Here is a 23,072-nt window from a genome sequence, read left to right on the forward strand (position 1 = left end):
TCACGCAGCGCGGCAAAGCGATTCCGCCAGAAAAATCCGCTCGGACGCGCGGCGCGTAAACGCAGAAACGAGGGAATTTGCCCTTGTTTTCTGCTCCGGCACGCGTGGTAGGATTACATTTATGCCCATCCTCGAGCTCAAGGTAGCTTCAGGCGCGGATCTCTCCGTTCGACGCTTCACGGTGGAGGAGAGCGTCTCGACCCTCTCCACGATCGCCGTGTGGGCCCGCTGCGAAGAGCCGGACGTCGACCTCGAGGGCATCATCGGCAAGGAGGCGTCGTTCAAGATCGTGCACGGCGTGCGCTTCGTCGCCGGGCTCGGATCGCGGACGTGGAAGGGCGTGGTGACGCACGTCGAGCAGGTCCACGGCGTCGCGCCGCTGCCCGGGCAGAAGGCCGAGTCGACGTACTTCCTGCGCATCGCGCCGAAGGCCTGGCTGCTCACGCAGCGGCGTGGTCACCGCATCTACCAGCACCTCTCGATCCCGGACATCGTCGACAAACTCCTCGGCGAGTGGGGCATCCAGCCCGTCTGGAAGATCGATCGCGGCACGTATCCGAAGCTCGAATACAAGGTCCAGTACGGCGAGAGCGACTACACGTTCATGAGCCGCCTCGTGGAGGAGGCGGGCATCGCGTTCACGTTCCCCGACGAGGCGGGCACGAACATCACGTTCCACGACAAACTGGAGAAGGGGCCGAAGCGCGGGGGTTTGCCCATCCCGTACATCGAGGAGCCGAACCAGGAGTCGGAGAAGGAGTTCGTGACGAACGTGCGGCTCTCGCACGAGGTGCGGCCGGGCCTGCACACGCAGCGCGACTACGACTTCCGCAGGCCCTCGTACGAGCTCGCGCAGCAGTCGCCGCGCGCGGCCGCGCCCGAGGACAAATACGAGCAATACGTCTACCAGCCGGGCTCGTTCCTCTCCGAGACGGGCAAGGCCGACGGGAACACGCCGGTCGCCGACGACAAGGGCGTGGCGCGGCACGACGAGAAATACGGCAAGGGCCGCGCGGAGCGGGCCCTGCTCGGGCGGCGCATGGGGCGGAGGCAGGTCGCGGTCGACACGAATTGCCCCGACCTCGCGCCGGGCATGATCTTCAACATCGGCCACCACCCGCACCCCGAGATCGGCGAGGGCGCGGATCTGCTCGTGATCGATCTGCGCATCGAGGGCAGCCCGCAGGACGAGTGGAGCATCTCGGCGCGCAGCGTCTACACGGACGTGATCTACCGGCCGCCGATGCGGACGCCGAAGCCGAAGCTCAACAACGTGCAAAGCGCGACGGTGGTCGGTCCGCCGGGCCAGGAGATCCACGTCGACGAGTTTGGCCGCGTGCGCGTGCAGTTCCCGTGGGATCGCGAGGGCACGTTCGACGACAACAGCTCCTGCTGGATCCGCGTGAGCCAGGGCTGGGCGGGCACGGGGTACGGCATGATCGTGATCCCGCGCATCGGGCAGGAGGTGCTCGTCGGCTTCCTCGACGGGGATCCCGACATGCCCATCATCACGGGCCGCGTGTTCAACGCGACGCAGATCGTTCCCTACGAGCTGCCCAAGTACAAGACGAGGAGCACGTGGAAGAGCAACTCGTCGCTCGGCGGAAACGGCTTCAACGAGATCATGTTCGAGGATCTCAAGACGCGCGAGCTCGTCTGGATGCAGGCCGAGAAGAACCTGCGCAAGTACGTCAAGAACGACGAGATCATCACGATCGGGCACGACCGGCAGAAGTACGTCGTGCGCAACGAGATCGAGTCGACGAGCGGATCACGCGTCGAGGTGACGAGCGTGAACCGCATCGAGATCACCGACAAGGATCGCACGCTCTTCGTCGGCGGCGGCAGCCTCAAGCTCGTGAACGGCGACGAGCACGAGATCACGGACGGCAACATGCAGCTCCTCATCCAGAAGGATCAGGACGTCGTGGTCCGGCAGATGCGCCGCGAGCGGGTCGAAAAGGATTCGAGCCTGTACGTGGTCGGCAATCGCAACGAGCGCGTCGACGGGACGCTCTCGGTCACGGTCGACAAGAACCACTACGAGAAGATCGCGAAGAACGCGGCGCTCGAAGTGTCGAAGGAGATCCACCTCAAGGCGGGCTCGTCGATCGTCATCGAGGCGGCGAAGGATCTCACGCTGAAAGGGCCCGGCGGGTTCATTCGGATCGATTCGAAGGGCGTGACGATCAAGGGCAACCTCGTGCGGATCAACAGCGGCGGCAGCGCCGGATCGGGGTCGGGCTCGAAGCCGATCGTGCCGGACGAGGCGAAGCTCGCGGTGGTGGACGAGCCGGAGAGGCCGAAGCCGATCGATCTGCGCGTCGAGGGCATCGGGCAATAGAAAGGGGATACGGGTCATGCCTCCTGCTGCACGCATCACGGACATGCACGTCTGCCCCAAGGTGGATCCGGGGCCGAAGCCCCACATCGGCGGGCCGGTGATCACGGGCGAGCCGACGGTGCTCATCGGCTTCATGCCGGCGGCGCGGGTCGGGGACAAACTCATTTGCATCGGGCCGCCCGACGCGGTGTCGCAAGGCGAGCCGACGGTGAAGATCGGGAAAAAGGACGCGGCGCGGCGTGGTGATCCGACGGAGCACGGCGGAAAGATCGTGCTCGGCTGCCCGACGGTGAACATCGGCTCGTCGCCGCAGGCGGACGCGCTCCGAACGGACGAGCCGTTCTGCGAGGAGTGCGAGCGGGCGAAGCAGGAGCGCGAGGCGGCGCGGAAGAATCGCGGCGACGGGGCGGCCTGAGCATGCAGCGCGCGATCCTGGAGCTCCGCTGGGGTCCGGAGGGCGGCACGAAGAAGGTGCTCGCGCCCGGCGAGAGCCTGCGCGTCGGGAGGAAGCCGAAAGCGCAATGGGTCGTCCCCGACAAACACATGTCGGGCGTGCATTTCGAGGTCGCGTACGACGGGGCGCGCTTCGAGGTGCGGGACCTCGCGAGCGCGACCGGGACGCTCGTCGGAGGGCAGAAGATCACGGCGGCCGAGGAGCTCGCGAACGGGGGCTGGATCCGCGCGGGCGAGAGCGATTTCATGGTCTACTTCGAGGCCGCGACGCCGCCCGAGGAGGACGAGCTCGATCGTATGCTCGACGAGGAGCCGGACGACCTCGACCCCATGGCGGCGCAATGGCTCGAAGAGCACCGCGCGCGCATTTTACGGGACAAACGTAAACTGGAAGCGCGGCGCGTGGAGGCGCTCGACCGGCTGCGGAAGGTGGAGGGCCCGCTCTACGTGGTGCTCGACGCGGCGCGGACGGACCGGATCCTCACGGTCGTGCGGGAATCGGTGGATCGGTACAAGTCGCTGTACGAAGGGATCGACGGCGAGGCGCTGGAGGACGTGGCGCCGTACCTCGTCGAGCTCGACCCTTCTTCCTCGCTGCTCTCGCGGATCATCGAGGAGGGCTGGGGGAATCGCTGGGGGATCTTCATCGAGTATCCGCGCAGCTTCAAGGAGCTGCGGCGGCACCTCCGGCGGTTTCTGATGGTGGCGGACGCCGAGACGCGGAAGAAGTTTTATTTTCGATTCTACGATCCGGTCGTCCTGCGCGAGTTCTTGCCGACGTGCACGACGAAGCAGAAGGCGGAGCTCTTCGGGGAGATTCGCGCCTTCCTCGTCGAGGATCCGTTCGCGCACGTCGCGCGCTTCGCGGCGGAGGTCTCCTGATGCTGCTCGTCACGAAAGCACAGAGGCGAGACGCGGGGTATTCGGCGTTCGTGGACCGCGTCGTGCGGCACATGAAGCTCCATTACTGGGCCGACGTGGGGCACCTGCCGCCGGAGGTCCTCTGGCGGCGGGTCTCGCATTGCGTCGAGAAGGGGCGCGAGCGGGGGTTTACCTACGAGCGGAGCCTCGCGATCTTCACCGCGAACATGATGCGCATCGATCCGAAGTTTCACGAGCAGAAGAACATCGCGGCGCTGCTCGACGACGCGGATCGGCCCGAGGAGGAGCGGCTCGAAGGTCTCGTGAAGGAGATCTCGCCCGACGACTGGGCCGAGGCCGGGGAGATGTGCGCCGACAAGCAGGATTACTGGTGGAGCGTGGATCGCCAGATGGCCGATCCGGCGACGAGGAGTAAGCCATGAGCGGGAATGCACAAGGCGGCGGCAGGGTCGACTCGTTCCTCAAGGCGCTGGAGGCCATGGAGAATGGCCAGGGCTTGCCGCTCCAGCCGCCGACCGGCGAGCAGAATTGCCCCGTGGGCCGCATCCGGATCGGCATCTTCTTCGACGGCACCGGCAACAACCTCTGGGTCGACGAGGCCCACGCGAACGATACGTACGGCGAGGATGGCGGGCCCAATGGCCCGACGAACGTCGCGCGGCTCTTCCGGGCGTACCGCAAGCAGGGGATCGTCCTCGACAAGGCTTACCATCACGGCGTCGGCACGGATTACACCGGCTGGGTCACCCGGGCCCGGCCGAACATGAACGATCCGGCGGCCAAACCCTCGACGCCCGTGGTGCACCGGAACCTCACGGGCATGACGATGGGCGCCGGCGGCAAGGCCCGTATCGACTGGGGCCTGCGCATGCTGGCCGAGTTCTTCAGCAACAACAACAAGTGGCGCATCCGGGAGAAGTATTTCGACGTCTGCGGCTTCAGCCGCGGCGCGGCCCTCGCGCGCGATTTCGTGAACCAGGTACGGGCCCAGCGCGTCGCGAACCTGACGAAGCGAACCTCGCCGGGCTTTTTCCGGCGAAACCCGGACGCGATCCCGTCGATCGAGACCCAGTTCCAGGACCTGGCCATCCGGGAGTTTTTCGAGCCGATCGACCCGTCGACGATCTACCCGAAGTTCATGGCGATCTTCGACACCGTCGAGATGTGGGGACCGGGCACCGGGACGTTCCTGCCGGACGTCGATCACACGTACGTCGAGCATTGTGTTCACCTCGTCGCCGAAGACGAGTTCCGCACGCTCTTCCCGCTCACTTCGATCTTCATGGATCCGAACACCGAGCCGGGACGGCAGTTTCCGCCGGTGGAGCGGCACCGGCCGGCGCGCCCGCGGCCCGATCCGCGATACCAAGAGCCGCGCGATTACAAGCGATGGATGCTCGAAGCCTGGTACCCCGGCTGCCACAGCGACGTCGGCGGCTCGTACCAGCCGCGCTCGAACAAGAGGTGGCACCTCCAGTTCATCACGCTGCGCGACATGCACAAGGCCATGGTGAAGGCGCAGGTCCCGATCGGGGCGGTAGAGCTCCCCTTCGACGGCATCATCCTGCGCCTGTACGAAGAGTATTGCGGGTTCCGGCAAAACAAGGACTGGGCGACCCACCTCGAGCAACCCAGCGCGCCGAAGAGCCAGTACGTCCACTGGTTCGAGAGCGAGGAATACATGGCTCGGTTTTACGGGCCAGACCCGCACGCGGACGACCCGTACCGCGGCATGAGCCCCATCGTCGCGGGCCTCTCCCAGGCGGGGACCGGCATGGCCGCCTCGCACGGCGTGTACGTGCCCCCGCCGACGCGGCCGCGCTGGCCCGAGCGCTTGCTCGCCATCACGTCGCGTGATTCGAACCCGTCGTACCAGCTCCTGCTCCGGCATTACATCCACGACTCCGCGACGGAGTCGCCGGGCTCCACGATCCTCGGGGAAGCGACGGATCGCCGCGGCCGGCAGCGGCTGCAAAGGAAGGTCATCCCGGCAGGCGCGCAGCCGCAGTGGACGCGCAACATCCCGGTCCGGAACCAGCACCGCCCACCGCGGTCGACGTACTGACGCGAGGTCGCCATGCCTTTCTTCGAATTGAGCTTCGATTGCGGAGAGACCTCGCTCGTCGTCCGCCGCTTCTCGATCCACGAGGCGGTATCGACGCCGTTCACGGTCTCGCTCTGGGTGCGCAGCGAGAACCCGGCCGTCGACATCGGCGCGATCGTCGGGCAGCCGGCGATCTTCAAGGTGCGCTCCGGTTACCTCAATCTCACGGGCGGCGGCCTGCGCGTGTGGAGCGGGTACGTGAGCTACATGGAGCAGACGCACGCCGAGCACCGGCAAAACAAGGTGCTCTCGACGTACCATTTCCGGATCGTCCCGCACCTCTGGCTGCTCGATCAGCGCCGCAATCACCGCATCTTCCAGCACCTCTCGATCCCCGACATCGTCGACAAGATCCTCACCGAGTGGAACGTCCGGCGCGCGTGGAAGATCGATCGGGGGCAATACCCGAAGCACGAGTTCCGGGTGCAGTACGGCGAGAGTGACTTTACGTTCGTGAGCCGCCTGCTCGAAGAGGCGGGCATCGCTTATACGTTCCCGGACGTGGACGACAATGGCTCGTTGCTCACGTTCAGCGACCAGCTCCACAAGAACCCGCCGCGGCCCGGGCCGCCCGTGCCGTACGAGCACAACCCGACGATGGAGGCCGAGCGAGAGTTCGTCTCGAAGATCTCGCTCGTGCGCGACGTGAGGCCGGGCGCGCTCGTCCTGCGCGATTACGACTTCCGGCGGCCCGATTATCCGCTCTTCACGGAGGCGCCGAAGGCCGGCGACGAGGCGCGCTTCGAGCAGTACCATTACATCCCCGGCGGCATGTTCGTCGAGGCGGGGCGCGGGGGCGATACGCCGTTCGCGGACGACAAGGGCGTCGCGAGGCACGATCAGCCGACCGGCGAGAAGCGGGCGACACGCGCGCTCGAGGCGGCGCGGGCCGACCGCGGGGGCATCTCGTTCGAGAGCAATTTGAACGATCTCACGCCGGGCGTGGTGTTCAAGATCGACCACCACCCGCACCCGGATGTCGCGCGGCCGCTGCTCACGACGGATACGATCCTCGAAGGGTCGGCGGAGGGCGAATGGATGGTGTCGGGGCACGCGACGTTCGCGGACGTGCCTTATCGGCCGCCGCTCGTCACGCCGCGCCCCGAGGTGCTCGGCGTGCAATCGGTGCGGGTCGTGGCGCCGCGAAACGCGATCGACCTGGATCAGGCCGTCCACGTCGACGAATTCGGGCGCGTGCGCGTGCAATTCCCCTGGGATCGGGAGGGCAACCTCGACGACGACAGCTCGTGCTGGATCCGCGTCGTCGAGGGCTGGGGCGGCGCGGGGTATGGCTGGCTGAACCTGCCTCGTGTCGGGCACGAGCTCCTGGTGACGTTCCTCGACGGTGATCCCGACCGCCCCGTGCTCGCGGGCCGCCTCTACAATGCGGAGAAGCCGGTCCCGTACAAGCTGCCGGAGCACAAGACCGTCAGCGCGTGGAAGAGCCAGTCGGTGCCGGCGCTGAATGGGTACAACGAGATCAAGTTCGAGGACCAGAAGACCGAGGAGCTCTTTTACATGCAGGCGGAGAAGAACCTCCGCAAGCTCGTCAAGAACGACGAGATCGACACCGTCGGCCACGTCCGCGACAAACTCGTGCAGGCCTGGGAGTTCGAGACCGTCGGTGGCAACCGCATCCAGCACACCGAAAAAGAGCGCGACGAGATGACGGGGCGCCTGCACCACACGCACATCAAGGGCGACCGCCGGCAGCTCGTGCGCAAGGACGAGATCGAGGTCAACTTCTTGCACCGGCGCTTGCTCGTCAAGAAAAACGTCGACGCGGTGGTCAAGGGCGAGAAGCGCGAGCGCACGGAGTGGGATCTCCACCTGTACACGAAGGAGAACCGCAAAGACCGGACGGGCAAGGACCACTCGCTCTTCGTGTACCAGGAAAAACACGAGAAGGTCGGCGGCGATTATGCCCGGGAGACGGGCAAGGAGATCCATTACACGGCCGGCGAGAACGCGGTCGGCCAGGCGCCCGACATCACGCTGAAGGGGCCCGGCGGGTTCATCCGGATCGATGGGAGCGGGATCGTCATTTCGGGGACGAAGGTCGACATCAACGTCGGCGGCAGCCCGGGGCACGGGCACGGCTCGCGCCCGAAGGAGGTCGCGAAGGCGAAGGAGGCCGTGCCGATCATCGGCGACGTCCACGTGCAGCCCGATTCGCCGGCCTTCGCCACGATGAAGGCGCTCTGGGATCAGCTCGTCGCGGACCTCGCGGTCAAGCCCGCCGACGTGAAATACGCGACGCTCAAGCGGATCGCGGAGCTCAATGTAATCGCGCTGAACGCGGACGTGGAGACGCCCGTGAACGGGCTCGTGCTCTGGTCGGGCATGGGGCCGCCCATTGCGGGCACGGTCGCGCAGGACTTCGCCAATCAGCGCTCGGCCGACGGGATCCCGTCGACGACGCTGGAGCAGACGCCGGGCGGGGTCGAGCTCAGCCACCTGGGGTCGCGGGACGCGTGGGAAGCCAAGGACGAGGCGTGGACGCTCGTCTCGAAAAAGCTGGCGACACAAGCCTCGGGCGACGTGCACATCGTGCTCGGCATCGTACCCATCCCGGAGGGCAGGATCGTGCGCCATGAAATCGAAATGCTGTCGAACAACCCGAACGTGACATCGATCACGGTGCTCCAGATGCAGCCGAGCCCGACCGGGAAATACAAGGACGCGGGCGGAAAGGCGTACGAGCTCGTGCCCATCACGATGCAGGAGGCGCTCGGGCTGAAACCGCCCGCGCCGCCGGCGCCCGAACCCGACGACGACGACGATGACGAGGAGGTCGCGGCGTGACGCATTCACCCATGTTCCAGCGCTTCGTCGAGAGCGTCGAGGGCGTCGATCCGAAATGGCGGGAAGACGTCGACATGGAGGCGTTTCGCGCGCTCGACAAAGACGAGCGGCGCGAGGCGGAAGAGCTCCTGATGAGGCGCCTCGAGGAGAGCGATACGCGCGCTCCGCGGACGCTCGCCGAGGTGCAAAGCCGAGGCGCCGTCGTCCCCATGCAGCGGGCTTATCCGAATGCGAAGGGCCACATGAAGGTGGCCCTCGCGCTCGCGCTCCGGGACCTCGAAGTGGCCCCGGCCGAGCCGCTGATCGCCGAGATCATTCGCTCGGGGGATCTCGACGGCGGCATCCCGGCCGTGTCCGCGGCTCGCATGATGAACAAGCCGGAGATCGCGGAGGCGCTCGCGTGGGCGGCTTTGCATCACCCGGATCCAAACGTGCGGAGGAGCGCGGGCTCGATCCTGATTTATCACTCCGGGGCCACGGACGACCCGCTCGCCTGGAAGCTCAGGCCGCTTTATTTGCCGCTCGGCTCGGAGGACATGGCGGTCCGCCGCAATGCATTCCGGGAGATCTGCAAGATCGCGCAATTCCCGCCGGAGATGGCTGATTCTTGAGATAGCGGAGAAACGAGCATGTATCGTCTCACGGGTTCGGTCGGCCAGGGCGGGCGCAATGCGCACGACGACGTCGTGCTCGTCCAGAAGCAGCTCAACAAGAACGCCCATATCGCCTCCGCGATCGGCACGTTGCCCGAGACCGGGATCATGGACGAGGCGACGCTGCGCGCGATCCTCTCGTTCCAGCGCTCGGTCGTGCGGCTCGGCTCGCCCGACGGGCGCGTCGATCCCCACGGACGAACCTGGCGCATGCTGCTCGGCGATCAGCCCCAGGCGACGAACGTGGCGTTCGTGCAGCTCTCGGGGGAAAACGGCAATTTTTATCTGTACGAGCCGCAGGACCGGGTCTGGGGGACGCCCGCGACCATTCAATCGATCAAAAACGTCGCCGCGGTGCTCAAGCCGCACGGGTTCGAGATCGGAATCGGGGACATCAGCTTCCAGCAAGGCGGCAAGATGGCGCCCCACGGCTCGCACCGGCGCGGCACAGATGTGGACATCCGGCCGGTGCGCGGGGACGGGCGCCGGGCGCCGGTGACGATCACGGATCCGAATTACAACCACGCGCGGACGAAGCTGCTCGTGGAAGCGCTCCGCGCGGAGCCGAACCTGAAGCTGATCTTGTTCAACGATTCGAAGATGCCCGGCGTGCGCCCCTGGGAAGGGCACCACAATCATCTGCACGTGCGTTTCGAGGAGTGAGGAGCCCCCTCCCGCTCAGGAGCATCCGAACTCGCCCGTGCAGCACTTGAATTCCAGGGGGCCGTAGTCGGGCACCCCTTCCCGGCAGAGAGCCTGATAGATCGGTGTCAGGGGGCTCTCGCACAGGTACGCACTACCCGAATACACTTTTCCGGCGACCGTCGTGGTGCACACGCGAAGCTCCGGGATCATGGCGCATTGCAGGCGGTTCCTTTCGTCCTCTGCCGCAAGCTTTCCCGCCTCTGCACAATAGGAAGACGCCTCTGCGGCGGAGGCCCCTCCGAACGAGAGGAGGATCCCGCCCATCCCCACGAGGATCAGCCATGTCGAGGCCCACGACTTCATATACGCTCTCTTTCCTGTCCAGCCGCCTTGCGTGGTGACCGCAGCATCGGACGTGCCGCGCGGCGTGGTCCTCGGCCGGCTCGCCCGTTCGCGCAAGGGCAGGGATTGCACATCGGCGACGCGAATCGGGGCAGGATCGCTCGGGGCGCAAGCATTGCTCTGCTCCGAGGTCCTGGGAGGTACACCATGGGTTACGTTTTGCGATCCCTGTTCGTGATGCTGCCCGTCCTGTCGATGGCCGCCCCTGCGGCGGCGAATGAGGCGAACATCCTGGCGAATACGCAATGGGAGCTCGAATCCATCGTCGAGGGAAGGACGATGTGGGAGCCCTCCGGGAGGAACGACGTCACGCTCCAGTTCCAGGCGGACGGGAAGGCGAATGGCAAAGCCCCCTGCAACTGGTACTTCGCCTCCTACAAGGTCGAGGGTGACAGGCTCTCGATGTCCACCATCGGGAGCACGAGGATGTTTTGCGAGGGCGTGATGGAACAGGAGAGCCGGTACCTCGGCGCCCTGGAGCAGGCCAACACCTTCGAGATCAGGGGGGATGAACTGAGAATCAGGTACGGCAATGGGCGGGGCACGCTCATCTTCGAGAGAGAGGACTGAGCGAGACCCGCCAGCGTCAGCGGCGATCGACGGGCGATTGCACCCGGCCGATGGCGAGCGCCTTGAGCGCGGCCGCGTGCGGCTCGTACTGGTCTTCCTGGAAGTAAAGCTCGACCAGCAGGCGCGCGCGGAACTTCTGGAAGAGGGGGAGCTTTCTGGCGATGTCCTCGGGGAGGTAGACGGGCGCGGGGCGCGCGCCGGTGCCGGTGGTCGTGTGCAGGTGCGCGCGGATCGCGTTCATGCCGAGGACCTGGCGCTTCTGGTAATGGCGGCCCTCGACGAGCGCGCGCTCCATTTGCTGTTCGAGCGCATCGGGGCCGAGGGCGCGGCGGCCGCGCTGGTACGCCTCGCGAATCCGCGTGGTGTATCCCTCGACGATCGGCGCGGGGCAGAGTTGATCGGGTGTCCCCAAAAATTCGCGGGCCTCGCGCAGCGCGGTCTTGAGCCCCTCGTCGGTGCCCGCGATCGGCGTCGCCACGGCCACGGCGGCTTCGAGCGTCTTGCGTTCGTCGAAGGGGAACGAGAGCTCGCCGGCGAGCAGGAGCAAGGACGGGACGAACTTGTTGCCCGGACGAACGGCCGCGCCGAGCTCCGCTTCGAGCTGATCGACGTCCTGCGAGGCGCCGCGGGAGAGGATCTCGAAGATGTCGCGCGTGTCCTCGATCTCGATCGGGTCCTTCGTGGGGGCCGGGTCGTTGAGCGTCTCGTCGGCGGGTTTGTCCTCCATTTCGTCGAGGATGGCGCGCCAGACGGGGACGCGGCAAATGCGCGCGACGCTCTCGGGGTTGTACCAGATCAAATGGAGGACGTCGCGCGCGTCGAGCCGGCCCGAGGGGCGGACGCCCACGCCGAAGGCGGTGGGCGAGATGCGGCCATCGTCGCGTTTGCCCGCGGCGACGCCCGCATTCGAGGGGCCCGCGGCGGCATTGGAGGCGCCGAGGACGCCGGCCGTCGCGTCCTGCGGGGCGGCCTGCGCGGCGGCGGAGGCGGCGGCGACGACGACCTGCCCGATGGATTGCCCGGCCGGGGCGTCGCCGCGGCTGATGCCCGCGCCCCAGACGTTGTCATCGGCGGGCCGTGGAGCGCCGCCCGGCTGCGATTGACGCGGGACGGGCGGCGGCGGCTGCACGGGCGCGGGCGGCGGCGGCGAAACGACGGGCGACGGCGGAACCACGGGCGGCGGGGGCGCCGCGGGAGGCTGGCCCGGCATGGAAGCCGATTTCCAGGACGGCGACGAGCCACGCGCCGGAGGCGGCACAGGCGGCGCGGCAGGCGTCTGCGCTGCGGCAGGTGCGGCAGGCGCGGCAGGCGCGGCAGGCGTGGGGGCGGCGGTGGGCCAGGGATTCGCGCTTTGGGTTGGCTTGGCGAACGGGAGCCCGCCCGAGACCGTGGTTCGCTCGTCCCAGATCGCCCGCGCCTGCGCCGGCGGCGCGTTCGGGGCGGCGAACGGCAGGCCGCCCGATTGCGTCGTGCGTTCGTCGACGATGTTGTGCCCGGTCGCGGCTTTGACGAACGGGAGCGCGCCTTTCGCGCGCAACGGATCGTTCGGAATGACGGTTTCGATACCCTCGTCGTCGGGCGCGATCATCGTCATCGTGGCAGCGCGCGGCTTGGGCGGCGGAGGAATGGCGGGATCCGGCGTGACCGGCCTGCCGGGGACGGCCGGCGCGACGGCGACGACGGTCGTGGCCTCTTCGAGCGTGACCACGATACGGCCCGGCTCTTCGAGGCGTTCGAGCTGAATGCGACCGCGGAACGTGAGCGTCGCGAGCTGGCGATCGGTATCGATCCAGAGCGTATCGCAAAGCAAGGAAAGGACGTGCGAGCCGCCCCGGCCTTCGAGCACGGCGCGCGGACGCAGGCCCGGCAGGTTCGTCACGAGGCGAGGGATCTGCGGGTGCATGTTTTCGAGGACGATACGCGCGTCCTCGGCGAGCTCGCCGATCTGCTGGTCGCCGGGCGCGACATTAAAAAACGAACGATCGAGGTCCTCGGGCAAAGGAGCCGCGATGAGGGAATGCGGGGTGAAGGTCGCCGCATAACGGCCGAGCTTTCCGCGGCGGAGCGGCCAGGCAGGCGCGATCGGGCCGAAGCCGACGGGCGCAATGACGGTGCCCGGGGAGCTGACGAGCAGGCCGGGGGGCTGGAGGTTCGGCAGCTTCGTGCGGCCGAAGGAGTCGCGCACGTCGGTCCGGACGCCGACGGGGTTCGTGGAGTCGGCCCCGCCCGCGGCGCGCTCGTACGCGAGGGACATGCGTGAAAAACGCGGGCCCTCGACGAGGGCGCCGTCGGCGGTGAAGGTGCGGTCCTGGTGGACCTCGATCGATTTGTCGAGGTCGCCGACGATGAGGCGCGCGAAGAGCGAACGGACGGGCTGGCCTTGCGGCGCGAACGCGGATCCGACGAGCGTGACGTCGACGCGGGGCTTGAGGGGGGTGAGGTCGCTGGCCGCGAAGAGGCTGCGGGCTTCGTCGTCGTCCCAGTGGGAGTCCTCCTCGTGCACCGGCTCCTGGGCCGCAGCGAGGGGCGACTTTCCGGGCTGGATCTGGCACGTCGCCTTGGCGACGAACGTGAGGGTCCAGGCGCCGGGTCCGGACTGCCAGATCATCGAGGCGACCGGCAGCGGGGAGAGGGAAACGACCTCCATTCGGGGAGGGTAAACCATCGGGCGCGCGGCTTACCAGGTCATTGCATCGAAGCGCCGCCGTTCGGATCGGGCGGGAGCGGCGGGCGGCGCGCGAGGAGATCGAGGGCGGCGGAGCGAAGGACGCCGGGGACCTGGGTCGCCTCGGCGACTTCGACGAGCTCGTGGCGGAGGAGCTGCGAGAGGACGGGGACGGAGAGCTCGGCCGGCGTGCCGGGGTTCAAGACGAAGGCCATGCGGACGCGGGCGCGAGCCATCCAGCGGGCGGAGCGAGCGACCTCGGAGGCGATTTCGGGCTTTTGCGGGCGCTTGGCGGCGATTCGGACGACGTCGTCCTCGGTGAGGCGCGGATTGGCGAGGAGGTTTTCGATGACGCGGGGATGCGGGTCGGCGAGGAGTTTGTCGAGGATCGCGCGGGAAGGCCTGCGCGCGAGGGCGCGGCGTTCGCCGAGGGAGAGGGGCCTGCCGCCGGGTTCGAGGGCGATGCCGCGGTGTTCGATGGGCGAGGTGGGGTGAGGTTCGGCCTGTTTGTTTTTGCGGCGGAGGAGGCGGGCGAGGGCGAGGAGGGAGGCGTCCTTGGCGACGAGGCGGAGGGCGCTGATGAAGGCGGCGTGGACGGGGTCGCCGAGGAGCGGGAGCAGGGCGGCGATGACTTCGCGGGCGGCCGGGTCGGTTTGTTCGGCGCGGGAGGCGATGTCGTCGAGGGCGCGGGCGGCGGTGGGGGCGCCGGCGGCTTCGAGGCTGCGCAGGACGAGGGCAGAGCGCATGGCGAGGTCGGCGAGCGCGGGGACGACCTTGCAGAGGCGCGCGGCGAGGAGGGCGGAGGGGTCGTCGGGGGCGGGGGGAGCGGGGTTCAAGGGGAAGGTGGGAGCGTAGCAGGGAACGGGGGGCGGCGGCGCCGCCCGACCCGAGCGCTCCCCCCGTGCGGCGTCAGGGTACGAGGATGTTCGACAGGACATCCGCCCGCGCGGCTCCTGCGGCCGAGCGGTGCGGGTGCGTCGTGATGTCGACCTCCGACGCATGGGCCTGGACACGGACATAAAAGGCGCTCACGCCATCGAGGATGCGCGGCGGGAGCTCGAGCTGCGTGTCTTTCGTGTGCAGCAGCGCGACAAACGTCCCGAACGAGTCCCCGCTGGGCTTCAAGATCTCGACCGTGTAGTGCGTCGCCTTCCCGACGGCCGGCGCCGTCCAGCTCAAGCGTGGTGTCCGCGTGACGCCCGTCTGGTCGCTGAACGCGCTTTTCCCGTTGACCTCGAGGTTCTGGACCGGGCTCAAAGGCGGCTCGATGGGCTGCGGGCCGACGCTCGCGACATCACGGTCGAAGCTGATGACACCGAAGTCGCTCCACGGGGTCGCCCCGCCGGGCGCGGTATAGTCCACCCGGACGAAGTGGAGGACGTACACAAAGCTCCCCCAGGCCGCGGGGTACGGGTTTCCATACGGGATCGTGCCCAGATTCATATCGGCGGATCCGGGAGCGATGCCGAGGGTGAGGAGCGTCGCGAAAGCGCCGACGGGGGCGTACTTGTTGCCGGGCCGCGTGCGAATCTCGACGAAGGTCCCTTGGTCGACGGCCTTTGAGTTCACCGCGGCGACCTGGCTCTTGAATTTCGTCGTGGGGACATCGAGCGAGACGCTCAAGTTCGACGGGACGCTGGTGAACGCGCCGCTCTTCGAGACGGTGCTCCCGTCGGTCTGCGTGATGTCGTCGAAGCTCGCGAATCGCGTGACGATGGCGTAAGGCACGCCGGAAGCGCTCGTCTGCTGCGAGAGCTGGGAGACCGTAAGGACATCCCCCTTGCTCGCGTCGATGAGGCTGCCCCAGGGGAGGCCCGACCAGTTCACGGTGAACCTGTCGAGCTTGGTGTCGCCGACCGCGGGCCAGTTCTCGGCGGCGCCCGAGCCCGAGCCGAACATCCTCTGCCCTGCGCCGCTGCTCGGGACGAACAACTGGATGTCATCACGGGCCTGCCAAGGAGCGAGGTTCGTGATGTCCAGAACGAGCTTGGTCGGATCGACCGTCGCGCGCGGCGCGTCCTTGCGCCCACCGATTGCGACGCCGAGGTCGACGACCCTGGCCGAGGTGTAGACGTATTCGAACTCGCCCACGCGGAGGACATAAGGGCCCTCGGGGACGCCGGGGATGACGACGGAGCCATCCGCCTTGGCCGTGCCTTCGATGGTCTGCCATTGCCCGCCGCCCGTGGGGACGAGGGCCTCGATGCGGGTTTTGCCGAGGTCCTGCGGGGCCTCGACGGTGGCGTTTTCTTGGATCCAGAGGTCGATCTCGCGGACGGTCACGGCGCCGTGCTCGCCGCCGCTCTCCGAGGGGCTCGGAGGCTTCGACGATGGCGGGCCGCCCGTGCCTTCGCCCTTGCCGCCGCAAGCAGGGAAGAAAGCGAGAGCAAGAAGGGTCGCGGCATGTGCTACGTGGGTACGTCGGATCATCATTCCCCTCCCGAATCCGGCCATCCGCAGGGGCCATGCCACGGCGGCGGGTCGTCCCGGATGCTCGAGTGGATAGGCCGGGCTTTCCTGCCCGCGGCGTTCCGTCATGCCGTGCACGGCTTCAGGCATGCCGCGCGCGGCTACAGGGATGCCGACCGCGGCGTCCGTCATGCCGTGCACGGCTTCAGGCATGCCGCCCGCGGCTACAGGGATGCCGACCGCGGCTTCCGCGATGCCGTCCGCGGCTTCCGCGATGCCGTCCGCGGGGTCCATCCATGCCGCGCACGGCTTCAGGCATGCCGCCCGCGGCTACAGGGATGCCGTCCGCGGCTTCCGCGATGTCGCCCGCGGCTTCCGCGATGCCGTCCGCGGGGTCCATCCATGCCGCGCACGGCTTCAGGGACGCCGCCCGCGGCTTCAGGGATGCCGCGCGCGGCTTCAGGGATGCCGCGCGCCCAGCTTCATCGAAGCTCAGGCTTTGGCTTTCTGCGGGAGCTTCCGGGGGATCACGAGCCCGAAGACGGGGCCGCTCTCGACCAGGATCGAGAGCTGGATGGTCTCGGGGATCTTCACGCCGAGGAACTCCTCCAGCGCCTGGCGCGGCCGTATCCGGAGCTCCGCGGCGAAGATGGAATCGGACTGCGCCTTTTCGATGATCCGCTGCTCCACCGCTTGCCGCCCCTCGGCCTCGATCAGCCGGGCGAGGGTTTGCCCCTTCTTTGCCGCGCGCAGATAGGCCACGGAGAGCTTGACCTCTCCGCGAGGAGCCGCTCCGCCGACGGAGGCTGTCGTCTGCGTGAGGCCGAGCTTCCAGAACACCGTGTTGCGTTCGTAGATGGCATCCGGGTTGATGATGGTCCCCGGCGTGCTGTCCTTGAACAGGTAACGGCACGCGGCCGCGCTGAGCGAGCCATCATCGAACACCCCAGCCCCTCTTCCCACGTTGTATTCGGTGATCACCCACCCCTTGTCCGTGCCGCAGCAATCGCCGTCCGACCATGTCCAGGTGATGTTGTACGCCGGGTTCTGCGCGATGAACCCTTGTGCCCACTCGACGGGCGGATGCTCCGGATCTTCACCGATGATGATCGGCGAGCTCGTGATCCACTCCGTGACCACGTCATTCGCCACGAGCACCTGGCGCCAGACGCTCCGATCGAGCCCCAGGACCGCCGTGTCCTGCAGGAGCTGGTACTCCCGCGTATCCGGTTGCGGGAAGTCGATGGTCCCGAGGTCGCTGAGCGAATGAAGCTCGCCGTCGAAGTAGAACGGAGCGTGCCAGTACTTCTTCACGTCGTCGTGATAGGTCGCGAGCTGCAAGCTCACGGCCCTCGTGGTCTTGTCGAATCGCGTGATGTAATCCGCGAACTGCGCTCGCAAGTCCTGCGGGGGGTCGGAGAGCCAGTAACGCACGAGACCACCGATCACGGCTCCGCCGATGGCGCCGACCGGACCGAGTTCACCGGCGACCGCCTCGAACGTGTCGAGGAAGAGCTCCACCACGAGGTCGAGCCCGGGATCGCTGTTGTCCTTGATCGAGATCAGCGTGAACGCGTTCGTGATTTTGAGCGCGCCGGGGGTCTCGAGGTCCCTGTTGAACCGCAGCATGTTCGCCAGGTTGTGCTGTGTCTTCTTGATTTGATCGTCCGTCGGATCGGGGAGAGGGATGTCGGTGACGCTGACCGGTTGACCGACCTTCCAATCCCCGAAGAGCGCCTGGGGCGAGCTGAATTTCGAGCCATCCTGGCTGGTCAGGACGTAGACACCCAGCTCGATGCCCACGAGCGTGACTTGCAGCACGTCGCCGACCGCGGCGAGGTTCATGGCCTCGTAGGTCCGCCAGGAGCTCATGAATGGCTCGGGAGCGCTCCAGTGCTCGCCGTCCTCGGACGAGGCCAGGTACATGTGCAGGCTGTCCCCGACGAGACCCACGTACAGTTTGCCATTAAAAGCCGCGAGGCCGATCCTGGCGGGGCTCACCCACGTACCGAAAGGCATCGCAGGCGTCGTCCAGGTGCGACCGTCCGCCGACGAGGAAAGGTACACCTGCCCGCTCTTTCCGAGGAAGGCCATGTACAGCTTGCCGTTGAAGGACGCGAGGGTCAGCCCGCGGGACGTCTCCCAGTCTCCGAAGAGGCGCCGGGGATCGCTGAAGCGGGTCCCGTCGGAGGAAGAGGCGATGTAGATCCCGCCCGCGAGGCCGACGAGGCCCAGATACATCTGGTCTTCGTGGACCGCCAACGCGGGAGCTTGCTTGGTCTGCCAGCTGTCGAATAACGACTTGGGGTCGGTCCACGAAGCACCGTTCCCGGACGAGGTCATGTAAATAGGACCGGTGAGGCCAATGAGGGCCATGAAGAGGCGGCCCTTGAACGCGGTCAGGGCGGGCGGAAGCGGCGTCTCCCAGTTCTCGAAAATGCGCGCGGACCCGCCCCAATCACTCCCATCCGACGAAGCCGCCACATAAATCGACTTGTCCGAAACCGATGCCATGAAACGCCACTGAGTATTCGACATACATTCCTCCTGTGGGTGAGCCCAGAATGGACCTGTATCCGAACGCAGTCGTCTCGACAACGTCGTTAATACGGATTTTTACTGGATGAACAGAATGCCTTGGCAGGTTTGCGCGAACGGACCGTGACGCCGCGATTGCGCGGGGTGGAGAGCGCGCGCTCAGACGATCCCGTCCATCACCTCGAGCGCGAGCTCATACCGCCCGAGCGGGGGCATGATGTACGCCCCCGCGACGCGATTGCGCACCGCCGCGAGCATCTCCCGGGCAATGGCGACGCCCTCCTTGCGCGCGGCGGGGCCGCTGCCGGCGCGTTGCATGCGGTCGCGCACGTCCTTCGGGATCTGCATGCCGGGGACCTCGTTGTGCAGGAACTCGGCATTCTTGTGGCTCGCGAGCGGGAGGATGCCGACGAGGACCGGCAGGTCGAGGGGCGCGGCGTCTTTCAAGAATCGATCGAGCACGGCCGGGTCGTAGACCGGCTGCGTCATGATCACTTCGGCGCCCGCGCGTTTCTTCAGCTTGAGGCGCTCCATCTCGCGCTCGTAATTCAAGGCGGCAGGCTCGGCGCCGGTCGCACAGAAGAACGAGGTGACGCCGCCGAGCGGTTTGCCGCCGGGATCGATGCCAGCATTGAGGCGCGAGGCGAGGCGGAGGATGCCGATCGAGTCGAGGTCGTAGACGGCCGTCGCGTCGGGGAAATCGCCCATTTTCGGAGGGTCGCCGGTGACGACGACGAGGTTCCGAATGCCGAGCGCGTGGGCGCCGAGGAGGTGCGCGACCTGCCCGAGCAAGTTCCGATCGCGGCCGCAGACGTGCAGGAGCGTCTCGACGCCGAGCTCCTCCTGCATACGCACGGCGAGCGCGAGGTTCGACATGCGCGCCTGGGCGCGCGCACCATCCGCGATGTTGATGACGTCGACCCCGCCCGTGACGAGCATCTTCGCGGCCTGGATGGCCGAGGTCGGATCGACGCCGATGGGCGGGTTCACCTCGACGGAGACGACGAACTTCTTGCCAATCTTGGCCGCGAGTTTGCTCTTTTCGGCCGTGGCGATGGGCCGCTGGCCGCTCGTGATGTGGACGGGCGGCTCGGGGGGAACGCTGCTATCGGAGACGCCGACCCATAATGGCCCCGGGTCCTCGCACGCGCCCGCGGCGGCACTCGCTTCCATGCGCGCGGCCGCGGCCATGCGGCGGATGTGCTCGGGCGTCGTGCCACAACAGCCGCCGATGAGCCGGACGCCGAGCTTGCAGAGCCTGCGCGCGAAGACGCCGAAGTATTCGGGCGTGGAGACGTAGATGAAGCGGTCGTCGACGCGGCGAGGAATGCCAGCATTCGGGATGGCCGAGAGCGGAATGCCGAGCGGCAGGAGTTTTTCGATCGCGGCGAGGACGACCTGCGGGCCGTCGGAGCAATTGACGCCGATGACGTCGCAGCCGAGGTCCCGCAGGCGCATGCCGATGTCGGCGACGGGCGTGCCGTCGGAGAGCGTGAGGTCGGCGTCGACGGAGACCTCGGCGACGAGGGGCAAGGCATCCCCGACGGCCTTGCGGACGCCGTCGATGGCGAGGAGCAGCTCCTCGGGCTGGCGCATCGTCTCGATGAGGATGAGGTCGGCGCCGCCGTCGGCGAGGGCTTCGGCCTGCTCGCGGAAGGCGTCGCGCACGCGGGCGCGGTCGTCCTCGCCGAAGGCGGCGAGCACGAGGCCGCTCGGGCCGATCGCGCCGGCGACGTGGCCGCGGTCGCCCACGGCTTTGCGGGCGAGCTGGACGGCGGCGACGTTGAACTCGCGGACGCGGTCGGCGTAGCCGTGGCGGGCGAGCCGGACGCGGTTGGCGCCGAAGGTGTTGGTCTCGAGGACCTGGGCGCCGGCGCGCACGTAGTCTTCGTGGATGCGGAGGACGAGCTCGGGGCGCGAGACGACGAGCTCCTCGTAGTTGACGTTGAAGAGGACGCCGCGCTCGTAGATCTGGGTGCCCATGCCCCCGTCGACGACGAGCACGCCGCGACGGACGGCGTCGAGGAAACGCGTGGGCTTCGGGGTCAAAGGCGACGGGGCGCTCGACATCGCGCGCACCGTAGCACAGGAGAGGAACGTGGCGGACGGACGAGCGGCCCTCTTTCGCGGCTCCTCGGCCCTCCTGCTCGGAGCGCCCCCTCCCCCGGGATCCTGACCATTGGTTCCATTACGAACCACGTGGTCCACCCAACGGCTCGAGCACGTTCCAAACTTTTCAACAGACGATCCTGCCTCCACGCACATGGCACATGGAGGCAGGCAGGATGGTACGTGCAGAGACGGCCTCGTCGACGGGGGCCTGGGTGCGTCGACCGCAGGGTGGATACGTCGTGACGTACAGGCGCCTACGGTGCCCCGGGCTGCTGGGACGCGGGCTTGCTACAATTGGTATCCCAGAGATAGTCGCACATCGACACGCAAACACTTAGTTGTACGCCACTGCATGTACAGACGCCGGTCCAGCAGTTCATGACGGCCTGCGCTTTTACTTCCGTCTGCAACCCTGGCGCCTCCTCGAAAACGACATCGTAATCCCGATCGTCTTCGGTTTCAGCGATGCATCCGCACAGAGTGGTTACAAGGGCCGCGACGCCGAGTAGAGCCGCGGTGGCTCTCGTCGTCCGCACATGGAATGACCGTGCCGAAACGATAGTAGACAATGCCTTCATCGTTTCACCTCGTGTGTTCAGAGGGCGATAGAGGTAACGCTCTACGAGCATCCAACGTAGCCGGCCTCTGCGTACTGGAAAAGTTTTCGACCAGACGCCACACCCGCATCAGGAGTATGAGCGGCGATGGCTCGATGGAGGTCCGGGAGGCTCCCAAAGCCATCTCGCAGTTCGGCGGGTCCGTCTGATCCGGCGCTGCGCCCGTGCCCGGTGGTCGAGAGGAGGACGTGTGCAACAATGGCGCCGTGATCGGGAAAAAGAGGATTGCACGAGATGCCTTCGAGGCATGCCTGCCCGAGCCGCTGCGCGGTGAGCTCGATGCGCAGGCCGAGGCCGCGCTCGAGCGTGCGGCGGCGCGCGGCCGAGAGGCGTGGCCCTCGGTCCAGATCGAGGACGAGGTATGGTTCGGTCATCTCGGGCGCCGGCTCCGAGAGGGCGAGCCGCTCGCCGCGCAGCTCGCGTCCATCGACGCGGGCGGCCTGTACCTGGCCGCCGCTTGCTTGCGCGGCGTGCCTCAGGCGCTCGAAGCGTTCGAGCGGGAGGTGCTTCCGTCGGCGCGACGCGCCCTGTCGACGCGCGCCGGCGCGGAGGTCGTCGACGAGATGCTGCAAAGGACACGCACGCGCCTGCTCACCGAGCTCCACGGTCCACCGAAGCTCGCGCTGTACGCCGGTCGCGGGCCTCTCGGCGGGTTCGTGCGCACCGTCGCGGTGCACCTTCTGGCGAACGACGAGGCCGCGGCGAAGCCGGTCGAGGACGACGACGACGCGCTGGCCGCGCTGCCCGAGGCCGCCGACGTGGAAGCGGGGCTCTGCCGGCTCGACCAGCAGCAGCACTTCCGCGCGGCCTTTCGGGAGGCGCTCGCCACGCTCTCGTCGCGCGACCGCGCGCTCTTGCGCCTCAGCTTGCTCGATGGGCTCTCGATCGACGACATCGCGCCGATGTACGGCGCCCATCGCGCGACCGTGGCCCGCTGGCTCGGCGCCGCGCGTGATCTTCTGGCCACCCGGACCCGACAGGCGCTCGCGAGCCGCCTGCGCTTGCGCCCCGACGACCTCGAGAGCCTGCTCGGCGGCGTGCTCAGCCGCTTCGACCTCAGCTTGTCGCGGTTTTTGCGCGAATCCCACGGCGAAGGCGTTCCGCCCGATGCGACCTGACGATTTCGTGCGACCTCGACAGGAGACGACCTGTCCCTTGGTGCGGGGTGCATGTGCACCTGCCGCGGTGTTCATCCACGTCACCAAGGAGTCTCGTCGTGAAACAACTCGTGTGGTCGCTCCCTCTCGCTTTCCTCCTCGCTTGCGGCGCCGGCACCGGCAGCTCCGGCTCCGACAATGGCGAGGGCGGGGGCGGGGGCGAGGGCGGCAGCGGCCCCGGTTCGTCGTCGTCCACCTCCTCGTCGTCCACCTCCTCGTCGTCCACCTCCTCGTCCACTTCGTCCGGGCCCGGCGGCCTCACCGAAATGGAGCGCTTGCAGATCTTCTGCGAAAAGACGATGCTCGCCGGCTGCCCCGCCTGGTTCAGCTCGACGGCCCAGTGCGTCGACATCATGAGCAAGACGCAGAGCGATCTGTGCGAGGACAAATGGGTGGCGGAGACCGATTGCCTCGGCAAGACGCAGGCCGGAGACTGGGGCTGCAACTTCGGCGGCGAGCCGGAGATCGTCGGCACGGTCTGCCGCGACGAGTACGGGTTCGGATCGTATTGTCGCATCGCCGTCGCCACGCCGGAATGTTACGGCGCAGCATGCATGTACGACGCCGATTGCCCCGGCGAGATGAAATGCAACGATGCCACGGAGCATTGCCTGGAGGCGAACGCACAATGCGGCGGGCTGCCGTGCAAATACGACGCCGATTGCCCGAGCGCTTTCAAGTGCAACGACGCGCTCGGGCAGTGCGTCTTGAACTGA

General features: G+C 67.4%; 16 protein-coding genes. 11 read left to right on the forward strand and 5 right to left on the reverse strand.

Annotation, left to right across the window (positions count from 1 at the left end; genetic code table 11):
* Positions 1–121: 121 nt before the first annotated feature.
* The 9 genes from tssI (QHF84_RS25790) to QHF84_RS25830 all read left to right on the forward strand — a co-directional run bounded on the left by tssI (QHF84_RS25790) (position 122) and on the right by QHF84_RS25830 (position 10,858).
* Positions 122–2,344: a type VI secretion system tip protein TssI/VgrG gene (tssI, locus tag QHF84_RS25790; protein WP_281316069.1), complete on the forward strand. Its 2,223-nt coding sequence runs from the start codon at positions 122–124 to the stop codon at positions 2,342–2,344.
* Positions 2,345–2,360: 16 nt separating this feature from the next.
* On the forward strand, positions 2,361–2,759 hold the full coding sequence (locus QHF84_RS25795) for a PAAR domain-containing protein (protein WP_281316070.1): 399 nt from the start codon (positions 2,361–2,363) through the stop codon (positions 2,757–2,759).
* Positions 2,760–2,761: 2 nt separating this feature from the next.
* Positions 2,762–3,679 carry a DUF4123 domain-containing protein gene (locus tag QHF84_RS25800; protein WP_281316071.1) on the forward strand — a complete coding sequence of 306 codons (918 nt, stop codon included), beginning with the start codon at positions 2,762–2,764 and terminating at the stop codon, positions 3,677–3,679.
* Entirely contained in the window at positions 3,679–4,101 is a 423-nt protein-coding gene (locus tag QHF84_RS25805) for a hypothetical protein (RefSeq protein ID WP_281316072.1), read from the forward strand. The genes QHF84_RS25800 and QHF84_RS25805 overlap by 1 nt, the downstream gene beginning before the upstream one ends.
* On the forward strand, positions 4,098–5,744 hold the full coding sequence (locus QHF84_RS25810) for a DUF2235 domain-containing protein (protein WP_281316073.1): 1,647 nt from the start codon (positions 4,098–4,100) through the stop codon (positions 5,742–5,744). The genes QHF84_RS25805 and QHF84_RS25810 overlap by 4 nt, the downstream gene beginning before the upstream one ends.
* Before the next feature lie 12 nt (positions 5,745–5,756).
* Positions 5,757–8,588 (forward strand): type VI secretion system tip protein TssI/VgrG, encoded by a 2,832-nt coding sequence (gene tssI / locus QHF84_RS25815; protein ID WP_281316074.1) that lies wholly within the window; start codon positions 5,757–5,759, stop codon positions 8,586–8,588.
* Positions 8,585–9,199 carry a hypothetical protein gene (locus tag QHF84_RS25820; protein WP_281316075.1) on the forward strand — a complete coding sequence of 205 codons (615 nt, stop codon included), beginning with the start codon at positions 8,585–8,587 and terminating at the stop codon, positions 9,197–9,199. Before tssI (QHF84_RS25815) ends, QHF84_RS25820 begins: the two co-directional genes overlap by 4 nt.
* Positions 9,200–9,217: 18 nt before the next feature.
* The gene (locus QHF84_RS25825; RefSeq protein ID WP_281316076.1) at positions 9,218–9,904 is read left to right on the forward strand and encodes a penicillin-insensitive murein endopeptidase; all 687 of its coding nucleotides are present in this window, start codon (positions 9,218–9,220) and stop codon (positions 9,902–9,904) included.
* A gap of 531 nt (positions 9,905–10,435) precedes the next feature.
* A complete protein-coding gene (locus tag QHF84_RS25830; RefSeq protein ID WP_281316077.1) occupies positions 10,436–10,858 on the forward strand; it encodes an META domain-containing protein in 423 nt (140 codons plus the stop codon).
* A 16-nt stretch (positions 10,859–10,874) separates the two neighbouring features.
* Here QHF84_RS25830 and QHF84_RS25835 read toward each other — a convergent pair whose 3' ends face one another.
* From QHF84_RS25835 to QHF84_RS25855, 5 genes are all read right to left on the reverse strand, one after another.
* A complete protein-coding gene (locus QHF84_RS25835) occupies positions 10,875–13,505 on the reverse strand; it encodes a DUF2169 domain-containing protein (protein WP_281316078.1) in 2,631 nt (876 codons plus the stop codon).
* Positions 13,506–13,543: 38 nt separating this feature from the next.
* Positions 13,544–14,359 carry a hypothetical protein gene (locus tag QHF84_RS25840; RefSeq protein WP_281316079.1) on the reverse strand — a complete coding sequence of 272 codons (816 nt, stop codon included), beginning with the start codon at positions 14,357–14,359 and terminating at the stop codon, positions 13,544–13,546.
* Positions 14,360–14,432: 73 nt separating this feature from the next.
* Positions 14,433–15,956 carry a hypothetical protein gene (locus tag QHF84_RS25845; protein WP_281316080.1) on the reverse strand — a complete coding sequence of 508 codons (1,524 nt, stop codon included), beginning with the start codon at positions 15,954–15,956 and terminating at the stop codon, positions 14,433–14,435.
* A gap of 468 nt (positions 15,957–16,424) precedes the next feature.
* Positions 16,425–18,446, reverse strand: coding sequence for a hypothetical protein (locus tag QHF84_RS25850; protein ID WP_281316081.1), 2,022 nt, complete (start codon positions 18,444–18,446; stop codon positions 16,425–16,427).
* A gap of 183 nt (positions 18,447–18,629) precedes the next feature.
* A complete protein-coding gene (locus QHF84_RS25855) occupies positions 18,630–20,540 on the reverse strand; it encodes a bifunctional homocysteine S-methyltransferase/methylenetetrahydrofolate reductase (protein ID WP_281316082.1) in 1,911 nt (636 codons plus the stop codon).
* 823 nt (positions 20,541–21,363) lie between these two features.
* On the opposite strand from QHF84_RS25855, the gene QHF84_RS25860 reads away from it, so the two are divergent.
* Complete coding sequence (locus tag QHF84_RS25860; protein ID WP_281316083.1) at positions 21,364–22,317, forward strand: sigma factor-like helix-turn-helix DNA-binding protein; 954 nt, start codon at positions 21,364–21,366, stop codon at positions 22,315–22,317.
* Positions 22,318–22,415: 98 nt separating this feature from the next.
* Positions 22,416–23,072: a hypothetical protein gene (locus tag QHF84_RS25865; protein ID WP_281316084.1), complete on the forward strand. Its 657-nt coding sequence runs from the start codon at positions 22,416–22,418 to the stop codon at positions 23,070–23,072.

This window comes from Polyangium sp. y55x31 (assembly GCF_029946505.1).
In the GTDB taxonomy this organism is placed as follows: Bacteria; Myxococcota_A; Polyangia; order Polyangiales; family Polyangiaceae; genus Polyangium.